Raw genomic sequence first — 25,272 nt, 5'->3', positions numbered from 1 at the left:
AAATAAGGTTTATACAGATGAAAATTAGTGAAAATTGGTTGCGCACTTGGGTAAATCCAGCGATTGATAGCGAAACACTTTCTGATCAGTTGACTATGCTTGGTTTGGAGGTGGATGAATTAGCACCAGTTGCGAAGCCATTCACAGGCGTGGTGATTGGTGAAGTTCTCTCGGTTGAACAACATCCAGATGCTGATCGTTTACGTGTAACAACAGTAAATATTGCTTCAGGTGAGCCGCTACAAATTGTATGTGGTGCTCCAAATGTTCATGTTGGTATGAAAGCGCCTGTTGCAACAATTGGTGCCGTGTTACCGGGTGATTTTAAAATTAAAAAAGGCAAACTGCGTGGTGTGGAATCACAAGGGATGCTGTGCGGTGCTTCTGAGATTGATTTAGAAGACAAAATCGATGGTTTGTTGGAATTACCTGCTGATGCGCCAGTGGGCGTGAATATTCGTGAATATTTGAAACTTGATGACAATGTGATTGATATCAGTATCACGCCAAACCGTGGTGACTGTTTTAGTATTCGTGGTATTGCGCGTGAAATTGCTGTCATTAACCAATTACAAGTCAATGAACCTCAAATTCAATCAATTGCAGCAACCATTAGCGATGAGAAAACCGTAACGATTAGCACAGAAGGCACACCTCGTTATTTAGGTCGTATCATTAAAAAAGTAAATGTTAAAGCAGCTACTCCCGAGTGGATGGAGCAAGCATTAACGCGTTCAGGGATTCGTAGCCACAGTATTTTGGTTGATATTACCAACTATGTGTTACTTGAACTAGGTCAACCGATGCATGCCTTTGACTTAGCTAAAATTGAAGGTTCAATTCAAGTCCGTCAAGCGCAACCACAAGAAAAATTAACATTGTTGAATGATCAAGACGTTGAATTGCAAGATGACATCATGGTCATTGCTGATGATCAGAAAGCTTTGGCAATCGCAGGGATTATGGGGGGATTAGCTTCGTCGGTCACTGATGATACGCAAGATATTTTTCTTGAAAGTGCTTTTTTTGCGCCATTAGCAATTGCTGGTCGTGCACGTCGTTTTGGCTTGCATACTGACTCATCACAGCGTTATGAACGTGGTGTTGATTTTGAATTACCTATGATCGCGATGCATCGTGCATCTGAACTTATTCAAGCTTTCGCTGGTGGTGAATTTGCACCAATTACAGTGGCGGAACAAACAGATTTATTGCCAAAACGTGAAGCGATTAAGCTGCAACAAGCACAAGTTGATCAATTGCTTGGCTATCAAGTTGCGGGTGATTTTATTGCTGATGCACTGACTCGTTTGGGTTGTGTGGTTGAAACGATTGCGCAAGGTGAGTGGAGTGTTGTACCACCATCACATCGTTATGATATGGCAATCTATCAAGACCTCATCGAAGAAGTTGCTCGTATTGATGGTTACGATAATATTCAGATCAGTTTGCCAAAAATTGACGTGAAATTAGAGACGTACCAAGATCGTTTTGAAACGGCTCAGCTACGTCAAACTGTTGCAACATTGGGTTATCAAGAAGCAATTAGTTTTAGTTTTGCTGATGCTAAACTTGAAAAACAACTTAATCCAAATGTACAGCCTTTGATGCTTGCTAATCCAATTTCAAGTGATTTGGCGGCAATGCGTAGTACTTTATTATCAAGCTTAATTCCTTGTGTGCAATACAACTTAAACCGTCAACAGCAGCGTGTGCGTTTCTTCGAGTTAGGTTTACGTTTTGATTACCAAGATGCAAAAGATATTCATGATCTCAAGCAAATCCCAACTTTAGCACTAATCGCAGTTGGTTCTTTAGTCCCTGAATCATGGCATACAAAGCCACAAGCAATGGATTTCTTCGATTTTAAAGGTGAGATTGAAGAAATTTTGGCAGCGGGTCGTATCAACGTCGAGTATGCACGTAGTGAGAGAGCTTGGTTACATCCAGGACAATCTGCTGAAATTTTGCTTGATGGAAAGTCAATTGGCTATTTAGGGCGATTACACCCATCTTTAGAAAATGCACTTGATTTGGGCATTACTTGGGTTGCAGAGCTTGATCAGCAGGCCGTTTTGCAATCTTATGTATCTAATTTTACAGAATTATCACGTTTTCCATCGGTTAGACGTGATATTGCGCTTTTAATCTCTGATAATATTGAGGTAAGAGATATTCAGCGGTTAATTAAGCAAACTGGTGGAGAGTTATTAGACTCAACATGGTTGTTTGATGTGTATACGGGGCAAGGGGTTGAACAAGGTAAACGCTCTTTGGCATTTGCATTGTTATGGCAACATCCAACTCGTACGCTTGAAGATGCTGAAATTAAATCTGGTATGGATAACATTATTCAAGTGTTGGAAAACACTTACCAAGCGACATTGAGGGCCTCATGACAGCATTAACAAAAGCAGAGATGGCGGACCATTTGAGTGAGCTTACTAGCTTAAATCGCCGTGAAGCAAAACAAATGGTCGAGTTATTTTTTGATGAGATCAGCCAAGCATTAATCGCTGGCGAACAAGTCAAACTATCAGGGTTTGGCAATTTTGAATTACGTGATAAACGCGAACGTCCTGGACGTAATCCTAAGACTGGTGAGGAGATTCCAATCTCAGCCCGTCGTGTGGTAACATTCAGAGCGGGTCAAAAATTTAGACAGCGCGTTGGAAATGAGCAGATCGATTGATCTGCTTTTTTTTATTTTTGTTTTAATAATAAAAGTTTTAAGCATAAAAAAAGAGAACCGGAAGGTTCTCTCTTTTTAATCTATTAAATAGATTAGTGAGCAGCAGAAGCTGGAGCAGCTTCAGATGCAGCAGGAGCAGCAGCTTCAGATGCAGCAACAACAGCTTCAGAAGCAGCAGTAGTCGCTTCAGAAGCAGCAGCTACAGCTTCAGAAGCAGCAGCGTTAGCGTCAGCAGCTGGAGCTTCTTCTTTCTTAGAGCAACCAACGAAAGCTAAAGTAGTAGCAATAGCAGCAACAACAGCAAATTTTTTGAATAACATGGCATCACTCTCATAAAATTGTGAGATTAAAAAAAACCTGAGCTAGTCTGTTTGTGCTTTTATTATTCCTAAACGCTTTAGGTAACAACGCAGGGAGCAGCCTAACTGGTCTGGAGCTATCCTATCAAAGCAAATCATGAATTACTACTGTTCTGTCCAACAAAACGACAAAAATGGACAGAATTTGGCTTTTTTTTGATAGAAAATAACTATAATTATTTTGTTTGATATCGGTTTTAGACTGTATCTTTCTGATTTTTCTTAAAAAATAATAGATAAAACAAAGGATTGATGTTTTTGTGAGAATTTAAATCAAAATGTAAATATTATGTAATCCTGTCAACCAAATAAAAAAAGCTACCATTAAGGTAGCTTCTTTAATAATGATTTAGGTTGATGCTTTTCGTTTCATTTGATCAAAGAAATCATCATTGGTCTTGGTTTCTTTCATGCGATCTAATAAGAATTCCATCGCTGCAAGCTCATCCATTGGGTGTAGTAACTTACGTAAAATCCAAACCTTACGTAGATTTTCTTCACCCATTAATCGTTCTTCACGGCGAGTACCAGATTTCTTGATATTCATTGCTGGGAATACACGTTTTTCAGCAATACGACGATCAAGTGTAATTTCTTGGTTACCTGTACCTTTGAATTCTTCGTAGATCACGTCATCCATCTTACTGCCCGTTTCAATAAGAGCAGTAGAAATAATTGTGAGTGAACCACCTTCTTCAATATTACGTGCAGCACCGAAGAAACGTTTGGGACGTTCCAAAGCATGAGCATCCACACCACCTGTAAGCACTTTGCCTGATGATGGGATCACAGTATTGTATGCACGTGCTAAACGAGTAATTGAGTCGAGTAAAATCACAACATCTTTTTTATGTTCAACAAGGCGTTTCGCTTTTTCGATGACCATTTCGGCAACTTGAACATGACGAGCAGGTGCTTCATCAAATGTTGATGCAACAACTTCACCGCGAACAGTACGCTCCATTTCCGTCACTTCTTCAGGACGTTCGTCAATCAAAAGTACGATTAAGAAGACTTCTGGGTTATTACGCACAATTGATTGAGCAATTGTTTGCAGCAACATTGTTTTACCCGCTTTCGGTGGTGCAACAATAATAGAACGTTGACCTTTACCGATTGGTGCGATCAAGTCGACGACACGGGAGGTTAAATCTTCTGTTGTACCGTTACCAAGCTCCATAACCAATTGTTCGGTTGGGAATAATGGCGTGAGGTTTTCAAATAGAATTTTATTACGTGAGTTTTCAGGTGTATCGTAGTTAATTTGGTTTACTTTTAATAAAGCAAAATAACGTTCGCCTTCTTTTGGTGGGCGAATAGTACCTGTAATGGTATCACCAGTACGTAAATTAAAGCGGCGAATTTGTGACGGGCTGACATAAATGTCATCAGGGCCTGCTAAATATGAACCAGCCGCAGAGCGTAAGAAACCAAAACCATCAGAAAGGATTTCTAGAACGCCATCACCAAAAATTTCTTCGCCATTCATTGCATGGCGTTTTAAAATAGCAAAAATAATATCTTGTTTACGGTTACGCGCCATGCCTTCAAGGCCCATAAACTCCGCAATTTTAATGAGTTCGCCAATGGGTTTTTTCTTGAGTTCAGTTAAGTTCATAAGTGGTCAGACAGAATGGAATAAGTGGAGGACTATGTTAGGGAAAGAGTAAAAATCGACCGCATACATACATGCTGATGTAATTGTATTTACACAACCACAATTCAGTAGTCTGGTTCATTGTTTCAGAGAGAAATGTGAAAACAATTGTTATTGCCGAGCGGCGATCTTATGTTTTGTGTCTTGTAAGAAGTGCAATGAAGTAGATTCCATTCAAAGCTTCTTGATCCAGTAATATAGGTTAAATAAAGAAATTTGTCAATGTAAACTCAGAAATACGCCATCAATTGAATAGCGTATTTCTGAGGGGTCGATAACCTAAATTAAATTAGATATTTTGATCAATAAATGCAGCAAGTTTTGAACGTGGCGCAGCACCAACTTGCTGAGCGACAACTTCACCGCCTTTGAACATTAATAGTGCTGGAATATTACGGATATTGTATTTCACAGCTGTATCTTCACATGCAGTCACGTCGACTTTTACGATTTTTACTTTACCTGCATATTCGTTAGATAAGTCTTCAAGTACAGGTGCGATTGCTTTACATGGCGCACACCAGCCTGCCCAAAAGTCAACAAGTACAGGAGTTTCAGCATCTAAAACATCTGCTTGGAAGTTTTCATCAGTTGTATTAACAATAGTCGCAGACATGAGGTTGCTCCAAAAATAAGAAATAAAGTGCGAATTCAATCATCATCAAGATGAATATTACATCGCTACTTTACTCAATGTAAGGGTTTGTTCTGATTATTCAAGTTTAGTAGATAAAAGTCCAATGGATGCTGACGATGTTGAGCATCGACATAAACAATCATTTCAGCAATAAAAAAATTAAATACGGTACTTTTATTGCTTAAAATGACTTTAAAATTGTAAGCATGTGAATTACTCTAATGCGTGAATTGAACATGGGTTTATATAAATAATGTCTGATTTTCTGATTGATGAAGAATTGCTTGCTGCGATTGATATGGGATCGAATAGTTTCCATCTCGCAATTGCTCGTGTTGATCACGGTGAAGTTAAGAAAGTTGCTTCAATGTCAGAAAAAGTACAGTTAGCTGCTGGACTAGATGAAAATAAGAATTTAACAGAGGCTGCCCAGCAACGTGGGCTTGCATGTTTAGCTCGCTTTGTTGGGCGATTAAGTTCAGTGCAACCAAATCGTCTGCGGATTGTTGCCACAAATGCATTAAGACAAGCGAAAAACGGCCACGAATTTATTCAAAAAGCAGCAGAAATTTTACCCAAACCGATTGAAATTATTGCTGGTCGTGAAGAGGCTCGCCTCATTTATCTGGGCGTTTCACATACCATGGCCAATGGTGGTCGACGTTTAGTAGTTGATATTGGTGGTGGTTCAACGGAATTTATTATCGGTGAAGAGTTTGAGCCACTACATACTGAATCATTACAAATGGGTTGTGTAGCATATAGCAAAGCTTATTTTGCTGATGGCGAAATCACCAGTAAAGCATTTGATAAAGCAGTGGTTGCTGCCCGTAAAGAACTCTCTGCAATTGCGAATACTTACAAATCAGAAGGTTGGGATACTGTTGTTGGCTCAAGTGGAACAATTAAAGCTTGTCGTCAAATCTCAGTAAATTTAGGTCTAAGTGACGAACAAGAAAATTTAACGCGTGAAGGCTTATATAAGTTAAAAGATCGTTTGCTGAAATTTAAGAATGTTTCAGAAATTGATTTTGAAGGACTACGTGAAGATCGTCGAGCAGTTTTGCCAGCTGGTCTTGCGATTTTATATGCCATTTATGAAGTATTAGATATCGATAAGTTGGCATATTCTGACGGTGCATTACGTGAAGGTGTGATGTATGACTTGTTAGGCCGTTTCAAGCATGAAGATATTCGTGATCGTAGTGTGCAAGCATTAATGGGGCGATATAACGCAGACCCAAAACAAGCAGAACGAGTGGTAAATACAGCACAGCAACTTTTCGATGGTGTTGCGCAATCTTTGCATTTAACCACTGAAGACAGTGACTTACTGCGTCGAGCTGCATATTTACATGAAATCGGTTTGGCAATTAGTCATGGTGGTTATCACCGTCATGGAGCTTATTTGCTACAACATTCTGACATTCCAGGTTTCTCGCAAATTGACCAAAATCATCTCTCACATCTGGTTTCGCATCATCGTCGTAAGTTACGAGCAGATGCAAAAAATGACGTGATGAAGGTGGGGGGTAGCCATTTACTTTATCTTTGTTTATTGCTCCGTCTCGCAGTTTTGCTGAACCATAGTCGTAGTGATCAGATGCTTCCTGCCATTGAACTGAGTGTTGTAAATGATCAACAATGGCAACTAAGCGTTTCTGGCGATGCTAAACAATGGCCTTTATTGGTTGCTGATCTGCATGATGAGCAGGTGCAGTTTAAGCATTGGGACATTGAGTTAAATATTCAGTCAGACAATTTTGTTGATTAACAATACATCCTTGTTAGGGATTATCTACGACTTATGAAAAATAAAGCGACTCAGTCCAAGGCTTGGGCTACGGTTCAAATTGCACGACATCCTGAACGTCCGCAATTTCTAGATTATGTCAGTGAAATCTTTACTGAATTTGATGCACTTCATGGTGACCGTTTATATGGTGATGACGGTGCGATGATTGGTGGTCTGGCACGTTTTGATGGCCAACCTGTGATGGTCGTGGGTCAGCATCGTGGGCGTAGTACCCGTGAAAAGTTGCAGCATAACTTCGGTATGTGTAACCCAGAAGGCTATCGTAAGTCACAGCGTTTACTCGATATGGCTGAACGTTTTAACTTACCTGTGTTTACTTTCGTTGATACCATGGGTGCATATCCAGGTGTTGGTGCGGAAGAACGTGGTCAAGCCGAAGCAATTGCCACTAGTTTGGCACAACTATCAAACTTAAAAGTACCCGTAATTGCAACGGTTTTAGGTGAGGGTGGTTCGGGTGGTGCACTTGGGATTGGAGTGGCGGATCGCGTGATCATGTTGTCACATAGTATTTATTCTGTTATTTCTCCAGAAGGCTGTGCGTCTATTTTATGGAAAACAGCAGATAAAGCGGCTCAAGCGAGTGAAGCACTTGCGTTAACAGCAGATAAGTTAAAAACTTTAGGTGTTGTTGAATATGTTGTGGATGAAGGTGAGGGGGCGCATTTAAACCCTGAGCAAGTCATGCATGATTTAAAAGCTGTATTAAAGCAAGCCTTAGATGAATTGCAACCAATGGGTGCTCAAGAACGATGCGAAGCACGTTATCAACGTTTAATGAAGTTTGGAAGCAGCAATTTAGGCATCGCGTCTTAACAGAGATACAGCATTTCTCAGAACAAACTCAATTTTTGATTGGGTGTAGCGGCGGCATGGATTCCATGCTGTTGCTGTATCTGATGGCTGAACTTTTCCCAACACGTACTCGTGCCATCTATGTTGATCATCAATTGCAACAGGCGAGCCGAGCTTGGGGGGCATTAGTTCAACAGCATTCAGATCAACTCAATATTCCCTGCATTATTCAAAAAGTTTCGGTTCAAACTGGGAATCTAGAACAACAAGCACGCCAAGCACGTTATCAAGCTTATCAGCAGCACTTACAACCCAATGAAATTCTCGTATTGGCCCATCATCAGCAAGATCAGGCTGAGACAGTATTATTGCGCTTGCTCTCGGGTGCTGGTGTAAATGGTTTGTCTGCAATGCAACGGATAGATATTCGTCGTGAGATGACCATTTGGCGACCCTTTCTCGAGTTAAGTCGCGAACGTATTGAACAATGGACACAGCAACTCAGTCTTGATTATGTGACTGATCCAACCAATCATAATACGCATTATGATCGTGCATGGTGTCGAGAAATGCTTTGGCCTGTTTTACAACAACGTTTTCCCAAAATGCAGGATGCAATATCGCGTAGCAGCTATTTAATGCAAGACGCTGTTGAAATCTTAAATGATGTTTTACAAAACGATATACAGCAATGTGTGACTGAAAATGTCTTAGATTTGGATGCGCTTTTGCAGCGATCTGAAGCACGACAACGTCAATTACTCTCAGCATGGATCAAAGGAGCAGACCAATATCGACCTAGCTTTGACATGGTGCAACGCCTACAGCAGGAAGTGATTTTTGCAAAGCCAGATGCTCAAGCAACTTTGCATATCAATCAGCATTATTATGTGCGTTATCAAAAGAAATTGTATCGACTTCGCTATGATGAGTTGTATGCAGAAAAAGTTTCTCCGTTCCCCAATTGCATAGAGCAGTATTATCAAATCGGAAATTTTATTCAGGTGGCTTCAGGAAGATATAAAATTGATACGCAAGAAATTGGGCTTTCAACAAAATTATTAGGACAAAATTTAAAGCTGATTAAGCGTCAAGGTGGTGAGAAAATTCATCTCTATGGGCGAGTTGGACATTGGCCACTGAAAAAAGCAATTCAAGAAGCACAGATTTTGCCTTGGTTACGTCATACAATTCAAATATTAGTCTTGGATAATGTTATGCTTGGGGTCTTTAGCCCAAAAGGTTTTTGGTTGGCGCAATCTGACTATCTAGAGCAGGGCGGTTGGCAACCAAGTTTAATTACTGACTGTAATAATTTTTCTTTTCAGTCTTTTTTACATGACGAGTAGAACATGGCGACATCATTGAATCAAAATATCTGTTTTATTGGCGGCGGTAATATGGCGCAAGCCTTGATTGGGGGATTGCTTTCGCGTGGATTGCCAACAACCCGTATCACGGTTTCTGATCCTGTTGAGCAAATTCGCCAGATTTTGGAAGAAAAAGGCATCCAAACTACAACAGATAATCTTGAAGCAATTCAAAATGCAGATGTCGTTGTATTGGCAGTAAAGCCACAAGTTTTAGCAACGGTATTACAACCATTAAAAGATTTGTTATCAGATAAACTCGTCATTTCGATTATTGCTGGTGCTGAAATTCAAACAATTTCAGACCTGATCGGTGGTAGTCAACGTATTGTGCGTGTGATGCCAAATACTCCTGCACTTGTTCAAACGGGTGCACATGGTATTTATGCATCTGAAGCCGTAAATGCTCAGGATCGTGAATTAACCAGTCAGATTCTTGCTGCGACAGGTTTAACGATTTGGGTAGATACTGAGGCACAAATTGATGCAGTGACAGCTGTATCTGGTTCTGGACCTGCATATTTCTTCTATTTAATGGAAAGTATGATTCGTGCAGGTAAGAATTTAGGCTTGGATGAGAAAGTAGCAACAGCTTTGACCTTACAAACTGCATTAGGTGCAGCGCAAATGGCAATCACGAGCTCAAACTCTCCAGCGGAATTACGTAAAAATGTGACGTCTCCAAATGGTACAACTCAAGCGGCTTTAGAAGTGTTTGATCGTGCTCAGATTTCACAGAACATTCAAGCAGCGCTTGCAGCAGCTCAAAAGCGTAGCCAAGAGCTTGCACAAGAGTTGAGCGACAAGACTAAATCGGTTTAAGTAGGATAAGACAATTATGGGTGCAAGTTCTGCGCTAATTTTTGGTGTTTTGATCAATGTTGCAATTTTATTGGTCTTTTTCCGTTTTTTAATGCAATTGGCGGCAGTAAGTCCTTATAACCCTGTGGTGCTTTCGACAGTGAAAGCCACCAAGGTTGTAGATGTTTTTAGTCGTATTTTTCCAACAGTAGGCAAGGGCCGTGTCAATTTGGCTGCTGTAGCACTGTTGGTTGTTCTTTACTTACTGAAAATATTTGGTTTGATGTATTTGTCAGGGCAAATGCCACATAGTGCAGTTTATCTGGTGATCACAACCTTTGTGACCATGATTCAAGATTTGATTCGTTTCTGTCGTTATTTGATTTTTGCAACCATTATTTTAAGTTGGGTGGTGATGTTTACACAAACTCGCTCTCCTTATATTGAAGTGATTCAAGAGCTTGCAGAACCATTACTTGCGCCTTTCCGTCGTTTACTCCCAAACATGGGCATGATCGATTTGTCTCCAATTTTGGCATTCTTGGCATTATATGTTGCTGAAATTTTAATGAATGAAGCCGCTAAGGTATTATTAACAGGTCTTTAATTGGTTTGAAAATAAAAAAGGGATTGTGTTGCACACAATCCCTTTTTTATATCGTATATAGGCTTAGTGGGCTGCATCCCAGTTTTGACCTTGGCCCACTTCAACGACAAAGGGCACTGATATTTCTAATACAGACTGCATTACATCTGCAATTTGCTTGGACAACTCGTCAGCAATGTCTGCGTCTGCTTCAAAGACCAATTCATCATGTACTTGTAATAACAGCTTGGCTTGATCTTTCGGTAGCATTTTATCGACTGCAATCATCGCAAGCTTAATAATATCTGCCGCACTGCCTTGGAGTGGTGCATTGATTGCTGCACGTTCAGCCGCTTGTTTAATCATTTTATTGCTTGCCAGAATGTCAGGTGTATACAGGCGACGACCTAGAATTGTTTCCACAAAGCCTTGTTCTCGTGCGATCTGACGTGTACGTTCCATATAGTCCAAAACACCTGGATAACGTTGGAAGTAACGCGCAATATAGCTACGTGATTCTTCACGGGTAAAACCAAGTTGGCGAGTTAAGCCAAACTCAGACATGCCATAGAGCAGACCAAAGTTGACGGCTTTGGCTTGACGACGTTGATCATTCGTTACATCTTCAATGGCGATTCCCAATACTTCAGATGCTGTGCGGCGATGCACATCTTGACCTTGTTGGAATGCATGGACTAAAGCATCATCTTGAGAAAAATGTGCCATTAAACGCAATTCGATTTGTGAGTAATCGGCCGCCAATAACACACGTCCTTCAGGTGCAATAAAGGCTCTACGAATCTGACGGCCAATGGGTGTGCGGATTGGAATATTTTGCAGGTTTGGATCAGTGGAAGACAAACGGCCTGTCGCTGTGAGTGCTTGATGGTAGCTAGTATGCACACGATGTGTTGAATCATGTGATTGCTCGACCAAACGATCTGTATAGGTATTTTTCAGCTTAGCCAATCCGCGGTGTTCTAAAATAACTTCCGCTAGTGGGTGCTCTATTTTCTCTAAGATACTTTCGCTGGTGCTGTATTGACCAGTGGCAGTTTTTTTGCCACCTTTGAGACCGAGACGATCAAACAAAACTTCGCCTACTTGTTTAGGCGAAGCGATATTAAAGGCTTCACCTGCAAGTTCAGTCGCTTGATTCTCAAGTGTTTGCATCGTTTCAGAAAACTCGACACTGAGTTGATCAAGAAATTGATGATCTAATTTAATCCCATCTTCTTCCATTCCTGTCAAAACGCGAGCCACAGGCATTTCGATGTTGTGGAGGATATTAACCAATTCAGGATGGCTTTTAAGTTTTGCTGAAAGCACTTCGTATAAACGATAGGTTACATGGGCGTCTTCAGCTGCGTAATGTGCCGCAATTTCGAGTTCAATCTGATTAAAGGTTTTTTGCTTTGCACCTTTACCAGCGATTTGCTCAAAAGTTGTCGTGAGATGACTGAGATAAACTCGTGCCACATCATCCATACCATGTCGAGTTGCAGCCGCATTGAACACATATGAAGCGAGCATGGTATCGAAATACCAACCTTGAATATGAATGCCATGGTTAGCAAAGATATGTGCATCATATTTTAAATGATGACCAATTTTTCTGACGTTGTCATTTTCAAGAATGGGTTTAATTTGAGCGAGAACTTGCTCACGATTAAGCTGTTCAGGTGAGCCTTCATAGTCATGTGCCACAGGCACGTAATAGGCATCATTCGCATCAAAGGCGATAGAAAAACCAACCAATTCCGCAAAGCGATAATCAAGATTGGTGGTTTCTGTATCAATTGCAAAGTGATCAGCTTGTTGCATGCGTTGAAACAATGCATCCCAATCTTGCTGAGTGAGTACCGTATGATAAGTGGCTGTACCGAGTTGATCATCTTGGCTAGAAAGATTGGCATGATCTTCGGTGGCAACTTGCTCAGTTTTTTGTTCTGCTTTGACGATACTTTTTGAAGTTTGTTGATATGCAGAACTGTTTGGATTATTCGGATGATCCAAAGACTGTAATTGATTACGGAATTCTAGTTCAGTGTAAAGATCACGGAGTTGATCGACGTTTGGATTTGAAAGTTTAAGATCATGCCAATCTAAAGCTAAATCAAGATCGCAGACAATGCTGGCCAACTGATGATCAATTTTGATGTTGTCTAAGTTATCTTTAATATTTTGGCTAATTTTGCCTTTGAGCTGATCAACATTGGCGATGATATTGTTTAATGAGCCATATTCAGTCAGGAGTTTTGCTGCTGTTTTTGCACCAACACCCGGGACACCCATGATGCCATCAGATGCGTCACCCATGAGGGTGAGATAATCGATAATTTGATGTGGATGTACACCAAATTTTTCTAAAACACCCGCTTCATCGAGTACACGTTCTTTAAAACTATCCTCAAGTTTGACATGCTCATTGACCAACTGTGCCATATCTTTGTCACCTGTTGAGATGAGCACATGATGACCTTCAGAGAGTGCGCGTTTGGTAAGTGTTCCAATAATATCATCGGCTTCAGCACCCGGCAGACTGTATAAAGGAATGCCTAGAGCTTTAATTAATGCATGTAAATATGGAATTTGCTGAGATAACTCCTCAGGCATGCTTGGGCGGTCGCCTTTATAAATCGGCGATAATTTATGACGAAAGGTTGGTTCAGGTGTATCGAAAATAACTGCCATGTGCGTCGGTTGAGTACGGCGCATCAATTTTTGGATTGCAGAAATTGCACCACGAATTGCGTTGGTGTGTAAGCCAGTAGATGTTGTTAATGGCGGCAGAGCGTGAAAAGCACGAAATAAAAAATATGACCCGTCAACCAAGACAAAAGGTGGCATTGTGCAAATCCTTATTATGAACTGATGCGTATTTTACGTGAAAAAGTCATGCCTGTCTTATTTCGAGGTGGATCAATACGACTTGTCATGTCGTCTAAAAATTGCAGAATTTTGTATGTAAAGTGGGTTGCTTATGGACTGATCAAGTAATATAGCTGCAATGAAGTTATCTGAACTGATATAAGTCCATGTATAAAAAAGATAAACAGGGAATTGTCATTGTCTTAGTTGCTTTGACTGTGTTGTTGGGTTGCGCAATTGCCTTTAGATGGCAAGGTATTGTCGTTGCTTCAGCAATTGGACTAACCGTTGCAATTGTGCACATACTTTCGGAAATTCATCAGCGTTTGCAGCAGCTTGAACGCACTGCACCGAGCTATTTTGCCCAATCAACGAGTATTACTTCGCAAAAGTTGGTGATCTATGCATCTGCATTAGTTACTTTATTTGCTTATGCCAATACATGGATGTGGTTAGCGGGTGGGGCCTTATTAGTTCTGATGTTGTGCTTGATTCAAACCATTAGTTCATTTCAGACACGTTTATTGCATTTAGAACAATACGCGACACATTCTGCTGAAGCTAAGATGCCAACGCCTCAGGCTTCTATTGATGATCAAAATCTTGAATTAGCAACAATCTATACCTCAAATGAGCTTGCAAATGATCATCATCCGACTTGGATGCAAACTGATCAAGCGACTTCACAAAAACAATGTAATGAAAATCTAATTTCTGAATATCCCGAAACGAAGCGAAAACAACCTGCTTGGTGGCAACCTGCGATCGATTGGATGATTCATGGTAATCCTATTTTAAGAGTCGCTGTTGCCGTGTTGATGGTGGGAATCGTTTTATTATTACGTTTTGCCAGTGAGCATTGGCAACTTAGTTTAGGCGTGAAGTTGGGATTTATTGCCAGTGCAGGGATTGTGACAACTATTGCTGGTTATTGGTTGCAAAAAAAGAATCAATTATTTGCAGTTGCATTGCAGGGGCTTGGTTTAGCCGTTGTGTTTCTGACACTTATTTTTTCACATCATTTCGCTGTAATTTCCAGTCTAGGCACAGCCAGTACTTTATTTGTCATTTTATTATTAGTAACTGTTTACCTAAGTTTAAAGCAGCAAGCGTTATATTTGGCCATGTTGGCATTAACAATGGCTTATCTTGCACCATTGCTTATTCCACAGAATCATCCTGATGTGATTTTCTTATTTGGCTATTACTTTTTGATTAACTTAGCCGTGGCTGCGGTTAACTTTATTCAACCTTGGAAAATCCTGCACCAAATTGCATTTTTTGCCACGATGTTTATTGGAGGCACAACGATTGGGATTTATGCAGAGACGCATCAATTCGATACCTTAGACTGGATTTTATGGTTGCATATCGGATTATTTATTTGGTTGAGTATTCGATATAGCCAATTAATGCTACGTGCTCAAAATCAAATTAAAGAGGTAGAACCCAAAGCCCAACGTTTGCAGCCTATTTTAGACGTTGGACTGATTTTTAGTGTACCTGTATTGGGTTTTTCACTACACGCCTATCTGATGCATAACTCAACACAGGCACTTACGATTGGAGCTGCTGTTCTAAGTTTAACTTATACTTTGCTGCATGTTTGGATTAAACGTCAGCATCCACAACTTTCGATCTTGGCAAAAAGCTTTTTTATTCTTGCTATGGTGTTTACTGCACTGATTTTCCCACTTGCGAAAGGAGCGCATTGGACATCTGTGGGTTGGGTGATTCAGGGCACAGCACTGATTGTTTGGGGAGTGACTGAACGTTATCGTTTAAGTCGTTATCTTGGTGTAGCTTTGGTGTTACTCAGCTCAGTCGCATTGTTATTCCAAGCTTGGTCAAATGATCATTTCCCGATTTTAAGTACAGTTATTTATGCTTCGGCTCAATTTATTTCGGCTTTCTATTTATTGCATTATCAAGAAGTTGAAAAATATTTTAGTGCACGGATGTTGAGTGGTGTTTTCCTCGCTTTAGGGATGTATGCAGGTGCAGTTGCAGGTGTTGAGTATCTACATTGGCAACATTATGGCTTAAGCCCTTATTTGATGATCTCAACTATCTGTTTGGCTTTATTTAGTTTGGTTGTTCAATTCAAATCTAGGATGCAATGGCATAACGTACAATTGATTTTGTTGAGTGGATTGTTATTTTTATTGTACGAAGAGAGCTTTGCTGCAAATGTTTATGTAATTTGGCATTGGCCGAGTGCTTTAACGCAAATAACGTTTGCCGTAACGGCGATTGTTCTTGCAGGAACATTGATCAGTTTGCAATCGACGTCATCAAAAACATTACTCATGATCGGTGCGACTCTGCTATGGCTAAGTTTAGCAATCATTGGTTTAGCGATTTTCCCAATCATTCCTATTGTTGCCTTGGCGATAGTCCCTGCTGTGTACGGACTGTGGTTATTTTATTCCAATAGAATCCAACAACTTCAGCAGCTCCCGATTTGGTGTCTTACTTTATTTTGGCTGGTGATTGTGAATATTGACCCATATTCAGCAACACAATTCTATTTCTTGCCAGTGCTGAACCCAACAGACTTATTGAGCTTGTTGATGTTCATCGGTGTACTCTGGGTAATTTACCATCATGACTTCAATGTCGAATCGTCAATTGAGTGGGGTTTTAAAGTAGCGACGATTTTGACAGGTTTATTTGTACTGAGCAGTGTTGTTGTGCGTGCAATGCATCATTATCTTGGAACACCATTATGGGGTGGTGCAATTTGGTCAAATGGTGATGTTCAGCTGAGTTTGACGTTACTCTGGGTAATTTTGGCATTCATCCTAATGACTTTTTCCAGTCGTCGTCATATTCGCCAAATTTGGTTTGTCGGTGCGGCATTGTTAGCAATTGTTGTATTGAAACTATTATTATTAGACTTATCGCAAAGTGGAACTTTAACTCGAGTGATTTCATTTATTGGATCGGGTATCGTCATGCTGGTGATTGCATATTTAGCACCTTTACCACCGACCTTGAGTGAAAATAAAAAAGAGAGCTGATTAGCTCTCTTTACCTTCACGTTTCAGTGCTTTCTGATTCGCATATTGATCTATTTCATCATTTGCTAAGGGTTGAGGTCGGTCAATTAGCCCCATCTTCGGTACTGGAATCTCAATTTCATTATCAAGGAAACCGTTACGGATGCGTTCCTGCATTTCATCCCGCACTTGAATATAGTTTTCTTGACGACACCAGACCGCAAAAAGGATCTCAATCGATGACTCTTTAAATGCTGTAACAGTCACAGCAGGTTTAGGGTCATCCATTACATATGGGTATCTATTCGCAACATCTAACAGTACTTGTCTAACTTTGATGATGTCTTCATGGAAATTGATGGCAAGCGTAATTGGAATACGCCGAATTGGATATTTGGATAAATTCATGACTGGAGTTCGAATGAGTTGTTCGTTCGGCAGTCGAATATAAACATTATCTAGTGTGAGTAATTTCACAGAGAGTAAATCAATTGAGATCACTTCACCTTCTATCGTTTGTCCACGAATCAATGTGATTTGAATGGTATCGCCAACTTCGAAAGAACCTTCACCAATCAAAAACAGTCCACTAATTAAATTGGATGCGGAAGTCTGAGAGGCGAAACCCAAAGCTACAGTTAAGATACCCGCTGCACCTAAGAAGACACTGATTTTAAATCCTGCTTCTCTCAAACTAGTCATGATGAAGAGTAGGAAAATAAAATAGAAAATACCTCTACGCCATAACAAGCGTTGATGTGCATTAAAGCGGCTACCAATTGTTCGAATAAATGCATTCGATATCAAACGTGCGATGACAAAGCCAATAAAGCACAGAATCACGGCAACAGTGATTTCACTGAGTCGTTCTAAATTAATATTGGTAAAGATGCCAGTAAAGCTAGATGCGACATCCTTAGGAATATTGGTTTGCGCCATATCAACCTCTTAAAAGAATGAATCAAACATATTGAATAAGTTACCACCTGGTGCGCGTGGTGGATGGACATAGGTCACAGCCCCAGCTTGGGTTGGTGTTTTATTCTCAATACGAATGCGCGCGGGTTGATCTGCCCCTTCATAATACACTTTGATTTGAGAAGTCCAGAGTCTGCCGGTTTCTTCACTATAAAATAACGGTAGTGCAGGGACGGGAACATTCATACGATCAAAGCGTAATTGATGCTGACTAATGTTGTGGAATTCAATCGGAGTAACTGCTCTAAAAGCACGTGGCTTTAACAGATTTAAATCAGTGCGACCGTCGACAGACGTTGCATAGCAGATTTCACCATGTTGAGCATCTTTACCAAACCAAGTGTCTTTAGGTTGGATCACTGGAACTTCAAAAAGAGGCTCTGAAATACCATCAACTAAACCTGCGATCCAAAGAGGTGTGCTGATATACAGTGTTCCTCGTTGCCCAGCTGGAATATAGATCGGATCAACGGGTTTAATCACCACGGAACGATCAGCCAAACGCGGCATTAACAGGAATGAATCATTCGTTTTTTGGAACATATATCGTTCAATGCTGGCGGGTTTTGGCATCGCAAATTCAGTATCGTTTAATACTTGCCAATGTTGCTCGTAATCATGTTGGGTAAAAGGGCGATGATATTCCAAGCGCCATTCTTTAATGCCGCGAGTGAGGCGAAATAGCAGCGAACCGAATTGCCAAGCTTTGGCTTGTTGTATTTCAAACTGTTGCTCACCCCACCACTTTAGAGAGTCGGAATGGGGCATTTCATATTGATTATTTTGAGACAAGATGCAAAATTCCTTTGTGAGTATGCTAAACAGACTTCACGCTGTAATCTGCTTAGAGTACACTCAACTATCCCTTTCATCATTATAATTTGTGATGCAAATACTTAAACAAATACAAATTCCTTATAGTTTTGCGAAAAGACATGGCGTTTTACTGCGTTATGAAGGTGATCAAGTTTTTATTGTGCGACGGAAGGACACCGCACGTATTGCTTTGCAGGAAGCTCGTCGAATTTTGGGGAAAGCTGCTCATGATCAACTTTGTACAGATCAAGAGTTCCATGTCTTATTAAGTTCTAGCTATGCTGGCGATACTGGCGAATCTCAACAGGTTGCAGCAGGCTTGGAGGATCATCCTGATCTATTGAGTTTGGCAGATCAAGTTCCTGAAGCTGAAGACTTAATGGATCAAGAAGATGATGCGCCGATTGTCCGTTTGATTAATGCGTTATTGTCGGAGGCGATTCGTGTTAGTGCATCGGATATCCATATTGAAGCCTTTGAAAAGAAGCTTTCTGTACGGTTACGTGTCGATGGTCAATTACGAGAGATCGTGCAACCGCGCCGTGAACTTGCACCTTTGCTTGTGTCTCGTATCAAAGTGATGGCTAAACTGGATATCGCTGAAAAGCGTGTTCCTCAAGATGGTCGTATTTCTTTGCGTTTGGCTGGTCGTGAAGTCGATGTGCGTGTATCAACGTTACCATCTTCTCATGGTGAACGTGTGGTGATGCGTTTGCTGGATAAGCAAGCGGGCCGTTTAAATATGACGCATTTGGGATTAATGCAGAATGACTATGAACGACTGACGCAGTTGGTACATCGTCCACATGGCATCATCTTGGTTACAGGGCCTACGGGTTCTGGTAAAACGACGACTTTGTATGCAGCATTATCTGATCTAAATGATAATACGCGTAATATTTTGACAGCCGAAGATCCTATTGAATATCAATTGGAAGGGATCGGTCAGACACAAGTCAATACCAAGGTTGATATGACCTTTGCGCGTGCGTTAAAAGCAATGTTACGTCAAGATCCAGATGTGGTGATGGTTGGTGAGATTCGTGATCTTGAAACTGCCGAAATTGCGGTGCAAGCATCTCTAACAGGTCACTTGGTCTTATCTACACTGCACACCAATACTGCAATTGGTGCGGTGACGCGTTTGAAAGATATGGGTATTGAACCATTCTTGCTTGCAAGTTCATTAATCGGTGTTATTGCACAACGTCTCGTTCGAACACTCTGTCCTCATTGTGTGACATGGCGCAAGGCAGATGATTTTGAACGTCAAGTTTTTCAACACTTGAAAGTAGATGAACATCTAGAGCTACCAGAACCTCATGGTTGCGAAAAATGCTCTCATGTTGGTTTTAGTGGACGAACAGCGATTTATGAAATTGTGCCTGTTGATGAATCTATGCGTCGTTTAATTCATGGTAATGCAGCTGAGTATGAGTTAGAAAATCATGCTCGACGTCAGGCAGCATCCATTCGTGATGATGGTTTGCTAAAAGTTATGGCAGGTAAAACGACTTTAGAGGAAGTTTTACGTGTCACTAACGAAGCGGCGGAAGAATAAATCAGTTCAATATTTAAAAAAGCATGGTCAACCATGCTTTTTTTATCCTAAAAATTAAGCTGTTGTCACAATATTAAAATTCACATCAATATTATTGCGTGTTGCATTTGAATATGGGCAAACAATATGAGCAGCTGCGACAAGTTGTTCTGCTTCGGCCTGTTCCATACCAATCAAATAGACATTTAAAGTCACTTCGATGCCGAAACCATTTGGAATAGGGCCAATGCCAACTTCGCCTTCAACGTATGCATCTTTACTAATTTTAAATTTATCGCGGTTCGCAACAAACTTCATAGCACCTAAGAAACATGCAGAATAGCCCGCAGCAAACAGTTGTTCTGGATTGGTGACTTCACCACCTGCACCACCCATTTCTTTAGGTACACCTAATTTAACATCTAGTACACCATCTGATGATGTTGCACGGCCATCACGACCACCAGTTGCTTTAGCTTTCGCACGATAAACGACTTGTTCTAGAGACATTTGTTCTTACCTTTGAATAAATATTGTTTACAATTAAATCGTACACGATATAAATTAAAAAACAAGTTGTTGGTTTGTAAATTTGTATATTATTTTGTCAGATTAAGACGCAGTTCTGATAGCTGCTGTTTTAGTTCAGATAGCGTTGCAGGGGTGCATGAGGCTGCTTGAGCAATTTGATTCGGTATATCAATTGCTTGTTGTTGTAGTTTTTCACCCTGACCAGTTAGGGTAATAATCACTTGTCTTTCATCTTTTGTAGAACGTTGGCGAGTAATTAATTTAGATGCTTCTAGTTTTTTCAGTAGAGGTGTTAGGGTAGAGGATTCAAGAAATAATCTTTCACCGATTTCGGAAACAGTAAGCTGATCTTTTTCCCAAAGCACGAGCATAACAAGATATTGAGGATAAGTCAGACCAAGTGGTGCGAGCAATTGACGATATACATGATGCAGGGCAAGATTGGTCGAATAAATTAGAAAACATAACTGATTATCGAGTAACAGTTGATTATGTTCTTCGCCCATGTACATCTCTAAATGATTTCAATTCAATTAAGTATATCTTGATCTACGAATAGCTAAAGCGTTTGCAGGTGATTAAAATAAAAAATAACGAAGCGTTTGAATGCTGATCGTACTTATGCAGATATTTTAACTACCAAAATTCAGCGATTCTTTTCATCAAACGTGCTCGATAACGTGCGGTTGGATTATCCAAACTTTTCTGTGCTTCTTGTTCATAATACTCTTGCCATGCTTTGATCATTTCTAAAGTTGTACCTTTTTGCTTAATGATCTCAACATCTTCACGTTGAATGCTACTCAAACGTTGTCTTGCACCCTCAGCACCTGTTCCCCATCCAATAATCCATTGACCAAAAAAGTTCAGTGATAAATTTTGTGGAGTAGGTAAAGAAGAACTAACCACATCAACCTCTGTATTTGCTGATGCAGTATGGATTTGTGCGGCTGCCCCTATAAAAAATAAAATAGGAATAAATTTAAACATGAATAAAACTTAATTGCTGTGAGTGGCGAAGGGTACATCAACTTACAAGCAGAACGTATTTATTTTGTTCTACGATGATGAATAATGCTTATTAAATCATGATCATAGTTTTTATAGCTACATAAAAATTGACTGCTAGAGTCAAAAAGTGAAAGTTTTATAAATGATTTAGAAGAATTTAGTAGTTGATGATTCGACGATGTTGCATTAGAGGCATTGATGAACGCACAATTTCTTGTTCTTCAAGTTCAAAAGCGCTGGTAATTAACCTAGTACCTTCATGATTGACCATTTGCAATAACTGACCACGACTATCAGTAATTCCTGAATGACCCCATGTTTGACGCTTTTCGCCGTGCCAACCTTGCTGCGCTGCGCCTAAAACATAACATTGGCTATCCATCGCACGCGCTTGTAGCAACAATTGCCAATGTAACTGTCCTGTTGTATAGGTAAAGGCTGCTGGTGCGGTTAATATGTTGGCACCTTGTTGGCGTAGTGTTAAGGCAAGTTCTGGAAAACGTAAGTCATAGCAAACCATTAAACCAATATGACCAAAAGGTGTTTTTGCAACAATAACGTCTTCGCCAGGTTCAAAGAATTTAGACTCTTGATATCCTCCGACAGCATCACTGACTTGCACATCAAATAAGTGAATTTTGTCGTAACGAGCCTCTGTTCTTTCTGGGCTAATACATAGACTAACTGTGCGTACTCGACCATCGGTAATTACTGAACCATTTGGGCGAAAAGGACAGGGCAGAGTACCTGCAACGATCCAAATTTCATAACGATGTGCAAGTTGCTCTAAACGAGCTTGGATGCTTTCAAATTGTTCGGCTGTATCGCGTTGTTTGCCTGCTGCAAAGCAGACGAAATTTTCAGGAAATACGATGAGTTCTGCACCTTGAACCTTACTTTGTTGGATTAATGATTCAATGACAACGAAGTTCGCTTCAATGTCATTTTGAGAATTCATTTGGGAAACAGCAAGTAAGGTCATGTAGGTGCCTCGATAGTTAGTTTAACGATCAAGCATTTTGTTTTTGTACATCGTGATTTAAACAATCTTGTTCTTTCTGCAATTGTTTAACTAGAGGTTCAAACATATTTTGATTATTTTCGTTTAAGCGCATAAGTGTTTTATGTGCATCAAGAACCGTGTTTAACATTGCACTGTGGGTGACATGTTGCTCCTCAGTCAGCTCTAAAGTACAAACACTTGGGTCGCCACAGTAATTTAAAATCACAAAAACTTGCCCTAGCCCCATGCTGTTGGCCAAGGTCGTAATATCTGGATTCGTTGATAGCATAACTGCTTGGATATGATGAACTTGTTTAAGCTTTAAACCTAATTTTGCAAGTACACCTAAAACAGTGCTGTCAATAAACGTCGTTTGGGTTAAATCAACGATTGCGCCAACAACATTTTGCTGTTGTTCAATCTTGTTGAGTAGTTTGTCTAAACTTATACAAGAATGAGCACGGACTTCGCCAATAAGCTTGAAAATATGCGTTCCGTTCAAACTTGCATATTCAACATGACCTGTTGACATATAAATGCCATTTTCAGAGAAAGGATATAAAATTATCCCATAGTGATATTCTAGACACAAGTGGTTAGATGCTTTTAAAAAAATAACTTTTTGATTTTTATATTAATTCATTCGGCATATGCTAAGAATTGCAATATCATCTGCTACATGATCTGGTGCTTGAAATGAATCATTTTGTAGATGTTCGACCAATTGGTTGAACTGATCATTGAGTCCACCATCAAAAGGCTCTAGAGCACCATCTGAACACAAAATAAACCGAGAGTGATGGCTGCTTAATACACAATGATGTTCTTCAACCTCTAAGTCTTCAGTTAAACCTAAAGGGAAGCTACTTGTTGTTAAAATTTTTGGTGGTTGGTTCTGTTCTAAAATAATTGGAGGAGGGTAGTGGCCTGCACTAGACCAACAAACGGTATTGGTTTTGAGGTTTAATGTACCTGCAACCATGGTGATATGTTTTTCAATATTTTCTTGAACTAACATTGCATTCAGTTTTTGAATGAGTTGACGAGGTGTTTTTGAACGGCCATGAAAAGCAGCCATCCATGAGGTCAGTAAACTACTTGTGACACCATGACCAGATACATCTGCTAAATAAAAAAGCACTTCATGATCATTTAACTTCCAATAGTCATACCAATCACCAGATAAATAGGCTGATGGTTGGAAAAAAGATTCAAATTGATAATTTGGTAGCTCAATTGGATTTGGCAAAAGACGTTTTTGTAATTCAGCAGCAGAGGGTAAATCCCTACTATCTTGATTACGCTTATATTGTGCATCTATCTTAAATAAAGAGTGAACAGGATTTTTAGGCAAATTATCCCAAACCCAACCCGCTAAAGCACCTTGCTCCCAGGCCTGTGCCAATGCTGCACCTTCATGTTCAAATGCAAGAACAATTGTTGGTAATTTCCATTGATATTTTAAAAAATCTTGTACATCAGCAATAGCAATAATTGTTTGATCGTATAAATCCAAGTCATCAATTTGAATGATTTGCAAACTTGGTAACTCTGTTAAAGCTTGATCTAAACAAGGTATGGAACGCGTGGGTTGAATGAAATACATAGATGAATAGCCAATCCTTTGTATGATCATTATAAATTCATCATAGATGAAAGATGACTTAGATCAAAGCATTGCCAGCAGTTAAACGTGCTGACAATACAGAAGTTTGTAAATATTGATTGCGATACATCATTGTTCTTCAGATGAAGCATCATCTAAATCATCGCTATCCCCAACGAAAGAGATGTCATTCGAATCACCACGTTTCTCAGCGATTTGGAATGCTTTGCGTTGTAAATAAAAATCACGAATCATTGAATATTTATCACCTTGCAGACTTTCTTCAATATCCAAAATTTGAGAGCGTGCATCGATAGCCTGTAATACATTGGTTGACCAGTAAATTCCTTCTTGATCATCCAGTAAATATTTTTGCGGGCGACCATAGCTATCAGCTGCTAAACCAAATCCATCACGGAAAGTGCTTGGACCAAAGAACGGCAACATAACGTATGGGCCAGATGGAACACCATAATAACCTAAAGTCACACCAAAGCTTTCCTCTTCAGTTGGTAAGCCTAATCGACGAGCAGGATCTGCGAAACCTAAAGTCGTTAATGTATTTACGGTAAAACGACCTAAAGTTTTAGCCGCACGAGCTGGGCGACCTTGAATTAATTGATTTACTGCATTCCAAGGTTCACCGAGGTTTTTTCGGAATTGGCGATAAGGGCTGCGAACTTGTTCAGGAATTTTTGCGACATACTGAATTGCAACAGGCTTTAATACATTACGGTCTACCATATCATTGAAAGCATAAAACTGACGGTTCAATGGTTGTAAAGGATCTTTAACAGAATCTGGTTGAGCAGCATTTGCATTCACTTTTAAATCATTTTTAGTGAGATGCTTTAAATCTTTTATCGCCTGAATAGTAGAAGGCTTCTGCTCTGTAACAACTTGAGTGCTTACAGCATTAGTTTGATCTGCTGTTTCATTGGATGTCTCTTGTGCGAATGCGGATGAACATGCTCCAGCAGTTAGCAATCCAAGCAAGATAAAATTCGAGTAATGCATATAAGTCCTTAATCGCTGTTAGAGCGAAATACAGTCATTAAAATGATTGCGTCACTTAACGCAAAACATATATATGAGGAATACAATTTAGTTGTTCTTATAGTATTAAAACAAATTCGTTCGAAAAATATAAGAAGAAATGTAAATTTGGCTTAAAAATGTTCACTCGGCAATAAAAAATAAA

Annotated in this window: 22 protein-coding genes; 9 read left to right on the top strand and 13 right to left on the bottom strand. The window is 39.9% G+C overall.

All coding sequences use genetic code 11. The features are described from left to right. Positions 1–17: 17 nt before the first annotated feature. Together pheT and IO68_RS27680 are read left to right on the top strand one after the other, a co-directional pair. On the top strand, positions 18–2,399 hold the full coding sequence (gene pheT / locus IO68_RS27685) for a phenylalanine--tRNA ligase subunit beta (RefSeq protein ID WP_023013669.1): 2,382 nt from the start codon (positions 18–20) through the stop codon (positions 2,397–2,399). Continuing rightward, positions 2,396–2,692 (top strand): integration host factor subunit alpha, encoded by a 297-nt coding sequence (locus tag IO68_RS27680; protein ID WP_004664224.1) that lies wholly within the window; start codon positions 2,396–2,398, stop codon positions 2,690–2,692. The genes pheT and IO68_RS27680 overlap by 4 nt, the downstream gene beginning before the upstream one ends. A 92-nt stretch (positions 2,693–2,784) precedes the next feature. On the opposite strand, the gene IO68_RS27675 is transcribed toward IO68_RS27680, so the two are convergent. The 3 genes from IO68_RS27675 to trxA form a co-directional block, all read right to left on the bottom strand. Then, the gene (locus IO68_RS27675; protein ID WP_023013668.1) at positions 2,785–3,012 is read right to left on the bottom strand and encodes a hypothetical protein; all 228 of its coding nucleotides are present in this window, start codon (positions 3,010–3,012) and stop codon (positions 2,785–2,787) included. 388 nt (positions 3,013–3,400) lie between these two features. After that, a complete protein-coding gene (gene rho / locus IO68_RS27670) occupies positions 3,401–4,669 on the bottom strand; it encodes a transcription termination factor Rho (protein WP_004881796.1) in 1,269 nt (422 codons plus the stop codon). Between the two features lie 328 nt (positions 4,670–4,997). Beyond that, entirely contained in the window at positions 4,998–5,324 is a 327-nt protein-coding gene (trxA, locus tag IO68_RS27665) for a thioredoxin (protein WP_004881797.1), read from the bottom strand. 274 nt (positions 5,325–5,598) lie between these two features. Here trxA and ppx point away from each other — a divergent pair, with 274 nt between their 5' ends. From ppx to IO68_RS27640, 5 genes are read left to right on the top strand one after another with little or no spacing between them, the layout of a single operon-like run. After that, positions 5,599–7,119: an exopolyphosphatase gene (gene ppx / locus IO68_RS27660; RefSeq protein WP_004881799.1), complete on the top strand. Its 1,521-nt coding sequence runs from the start codon at positions 5,599–5,601 to the stop codon at positions 7,117–7,119. A 33-nt stretch (positions 7,120–7,152) separates the two neighbouring features. Then, positions 7,153–7,977, top strand: a complete 825-nt coding sequence (locus IO68_RS27655; RefSeq protein ID WP_004881800.1) for an acetyl-CoA carboxylase carboxyltransferase subunit alpha — start codon at positions 7,153–7,155, stop codon at positions 7,975–7,977. Then, positions 7,914–9,305 carry a tRNA lysidine(34) synthetase TilS gene (gene tilS / locus IO68_RS27650; protein ID WP_081401468.1) on the top strand — a complete coding sequence of 464 codons (1,392 nt, stop codon included), beginning with the start codon at positions 7,914–7,916 and terminating at the stop codon, positions 9,303–9,305. Before IO68_RS27655 ends, tilS begins: the two co-directional genes overlap by 64 nt. Positions 9,306–9,308: 3 nt before the next feature. Continuing rightward, the gene (gene proC / locus IO68_RS27645; protein WP_023013666.1) at positions 9,309–10,148 is read left to right on the top strand and encodes a pyrroline-5-carboxylate reductase; all 840 of its coding nucleotides are present in this window, start codon (positions 9,309–9,311) and stop codon (positions 10,146–10,148) included. Between the two features lie 16 nt (positions 10,149–10,164). After that, on the top strand, positions 10,165–10,734 hold the full coding sequence (locus IO68_RS27640; protein WP_004881803.1) for a YggT family protein: 570 nt from the start codon (positions 10,165–10,167) through the stop codon (positions 10,732–10,734). A gap of 63 nt (positions 10,735–10,797) precedes the next feature. Here the strand turns inward: IO68_RS27640 and polA are convergent, their stop codons facing one another. Beyond that, positions 10,798–13,563 carry a DNA polymerase I gene (gene polA / locus IO68_RS27635; protein ID WP_023013665.1) on the bottom strand — a complete coding sequence of 922 codons (2,766 nt, stop codon included), beginning with the start codon at positions 13,561–13,563 and terminating at the stop codon, positions 10,798–10,800. Between the two features lie 188 nt (positions 13,564–13,751). Between polA and IO68_RS27630 the strand changes: the two genes are divergently transcribed. Further along, positions 13,752–16,607 (top strand): DUF2339 domain-containing protein, encoded by a 2,856-nt coding sequence (locus tag IO68_RS27630; RefSeq protein WP_023013664.1) that lies wholly within the window; start codon positions 13,752–13,754, stop codon positions 16,605–16,607. Here IO68_RS27630 and IO68_RS27625 read toward each other — a convergent pair whose 3' ends face one another. Both IO68_RS27625 and IO68_RS27620 read right to left on the bottom strand, forming a co-directional pair. Beyond that, complete coding sequence (locus tag IO68_RS27625) at positions 16,608–17,525, bottom strand: mechanosensitive ion channel family protein (protein WP_007479568.1); 918 nt, start codon at positions 17,523–17,525, stop codon at positions 16,608–16,610. A gap of 9 nt (positions 17,526–17,534) precedes the next feature. After that, positions 17,535–18,356, bottom strand: coding sequence for a hypothetical protein (locus IO68_RS27620; protein ID WP_004881808.1), 822 nt, complete (start codon positions 18,354–18,356; stop codon positions 17,535–17,537). Between the two features lie 94 nt (positions 18,357–18,450). Here IO68_RS27620 and gspE point away from each other — a divergent pair, with 94 nt between their 5' ends. Further along, positions 18,451–19,941 carry a type II secretion system ATPase GspE gene (gspE, locus tag IO68_RS27615; protein ID WP_023013663.1) on the top strand — a complete coding sequence of 497 codons (1,491 nt, stop codon included), beginning with the start codon at positions 18,451–18,453 and terminating at the stop codon, positions 19,939–19,941. 54 nt (positions 19,942–19,995) lie between these two features. Here the strand turns inward: gspE and IO68_RS27610 are convergent, their stop codons facing one another. The 7 genes from IO68_RS27610 to IO68_RS27580 form a co-directional block, all read right to left on the bottom strand. Further along, a complete protein-coding gene (locus tag IO68_RS27610) occupies positions 19,996–20,430 on the bottom strand; it encodes an organic hydroperoxide resistance protein (protein WP_004881811.1) in 435 nt (144 codons plus the stop codon). An 89-nt stretch (positions 20,431–20,519) separates the two neighbouring features. Further along, complete coding sequence (locus tag IO68_RS27605) at positions 20,520–20,957, bottom strand: MarR family winged helix-turn-helix transcriptional regulator (RefSeq protein ID WP_023013662.1); 438 nt, start codon at positions 20,955–20,957, stop codon at positions 20,520–20,522. A 130-nt stretch (positions 20,958–21,087) separates the two neighbouring features. Beyond that, on the bottom strand, positions 21,088–21,441 hold the full coding sequence (locus tag IO68_RS27600) for a DUF4951 domain-containing protein (protein WP_007479575.1): 354 nt from the start codon (positions 21,439–21,441) through the stop codon (positions 21,088–21,090). A 178-nt stretch (positions 21,442–21,619) separates the two neighbouring features. Continuing rightward, positions 21,620–22,444, bottom strand: coding sequence for a carbon-nitrogen hydrolase family protein (locus IO68_RS27595; RefSeq protein WP_023013661.1), 825 nt, complete (start codon positions 22,442–22,444; stop codon positions 21,620–21,622). Positions 22,445–22,472: 28 nt separating this feature from the next. Then, a complete protein-coding gene (gene gigB / locus IO68_RS27590; protein WP_004881820.1) occupies positions 22,473–22,997 on the bottom strand; it encodes an anti-anti-sigma factor GigB in 525 nt (174 codons plus the stop codon). A 102-nt stretch (positions 22,998–23,099) separates the two neighbouring features. Further along, positions 23,100–24,071, bottom strand: a complete 972-nt coding sequence (gigA, locus tag IO68_RS27585) for an RsbU family protein phosphatase GigA (protein ID WP_023013660.1) — start codon at positions 24,069–24,071, stop codon at positions 23,100–23,102. Between the two features lie 129 nt (positions 24,072–24,200). Further along, the gene (locus IO68_RS27580; RefSeq protein WP_023013659.1) at positions 24,201–25,088 is read right to left on the bottom strand and encodes a VacJ family lipoprotein; all 888 of its coding nucleotides are present in this window, start codon (positions 25,086–25,088) and stop codon (positions 24,201–24,203) included. Positions 25,089–25,272: the final 184 nt, after the last annotated feature.

Origin of the sequence: Acinetobacter sp. COS3 (assembly GCF_000475335.1) — a bacterium.
Taxonomy (GTDB): domain Bacteria; phylum Pseudomonadota; class Gammaproteobacteria; order Pseudomonadales; family Moraxellaceae; genus Acinetobacter; species Acinetobacter venetianus.
The sequence above is the reverse complement of the archived record's forward strand: the minus strand, read 5'-3'. Positions and strand labels throughout refer to the sequence as shown.

Coding starts and splice junctions, on each gene's coding strand:
- pheT (WP_023013669.1), top strand. CDS start 18: ATGAAAATTAGTGAAAATTGGTTGCGCACTTGGGTAAATCCAGCGATT.
- IO68_RS27680 (WP_004664224.1), top strand. CDS start 2,396: ATGACAGCATTAACAAAAGCAGAGATGGCGGACCATTTGAGTGAGCTT.
- IO68_RS27675 (WP_023013668.1), bottom strand. CDS start 3,012: ATGTTATTCAAAAAATTTGCTGTTGTTGCTGCTATTGCTACTACTTTA.
- rho (WP_004881796.1), bottom strand. CDS start 4,669: ATGAACTTAACTGAACTCAAGAAAAAACCCATTGGCGAACTCATTAAA.
- trxA (WP_004881797.1), bottom strand. CDS start 5,324: ATGTCTGCGACTATTGTTAATACAACTGATGAAAACTTCCAAGCAGAT.
- ppx (WP_004881799.1), top strand. CDS start 5,599: ATGTCTGATTTTCTGATTGATGAAGAATTGCTTGCTGCGATTGATATG.
- IO68_RS27655 (WP_004881800.1), top strand. CDS start 7,153: ATGAAAAATAAAGCGACTCAGTCCAAGGCTTGGGCTACGGTTCAAATT.
- tilS (WP_081401468.1), top strand. CDS start 7,914: ATGCGAAGCACGTTATCAACGTTTAATGAAGTTTGGAAGCAGCAATTT.
- proC (WP_023013666.1), top strand. CDS start 9,309: ATGGCGACATCATTGAATCAAAATATCTGTTTTATTGGCGGCGGTAAT.
- IO68_RS27640 (WP_004881803.1), top strand. CDS start 10,165: ATGGGTGCAAGTTCTGCGCTAATTTTTGGTGTTTTGATCAATGTTGCA.
- polA (WP_023013665.1), bottom strand. CDS start 13,563: ATGCCACCTTTTGTCTTGGTTGACGGGTCATATTTTTTATTTCGTGCT.
- IO68_RS27630 (WP_023013664.1), top strand. CDS start 13,752: ATGTATAAAAAAGATAAACAGGGAATTGTCATTGTCTTAGTTGCTTTG.
- IO68_RS27625 (WP_007479568.1), bottom strand. CDS start 17,525: ATGGCGCAAACCAATATTCCTAAGGATGTCGCATCTAGCTTTACTGGC.
- gspE (WP_023013663.1), top strand. CDS start 18,451: ATGCAAATACTTAAACAAATACAAATTCCTTATAGTTTTGCGAAAAGA.
- IO68_RS27610 (WP_004881811.1), bottom strand. CDS start 20,430: ATGTCTCTAGAACAAGTCGTTTATCGTGCGAAAGCTAAAGCAACTGGT.
- IO68_RS27605 (WP_023013662.1), bottom strand. CDS start 20,957: ATGGGCGAAGAACATAATCAACTGTTACTCGATAATCAGTTATGTTTT.
- IO68_RS27600 (WP_007479575.1), bottom strand. CDS start 21,441: ATGTTTAAATTTATTCCTATTTTATTTTTTATAGGGGCAGCCGCACAA.
- IO68_RS27595 (WP_023013661.1), bottom strand. CDS start 22,444: ATGACCTTACTTGCTGTTTCCCAAATGAATTCTCAAAATGACATTGAA.
- gigB (WP_004881820.1), bottom strand. CDS start 22,997: ATGTCAACAGGTCATGTTGAATATGCAAGTTTGAACGGAACGCATATT.
- gigA (WP_023013660.1), bottom strand. CDS start 24,071: ATGTATTTCATTCAACCCACGCGTTCCATACCTTGTTTAGATCAAGCT.
- IO68_RS27580 (WP_023013659.1), bottom strand. CDS start 25,088: ATGCATTACTCGAATTTTATCTTGCTTGGATTGCTAACTGCTGGAGCA.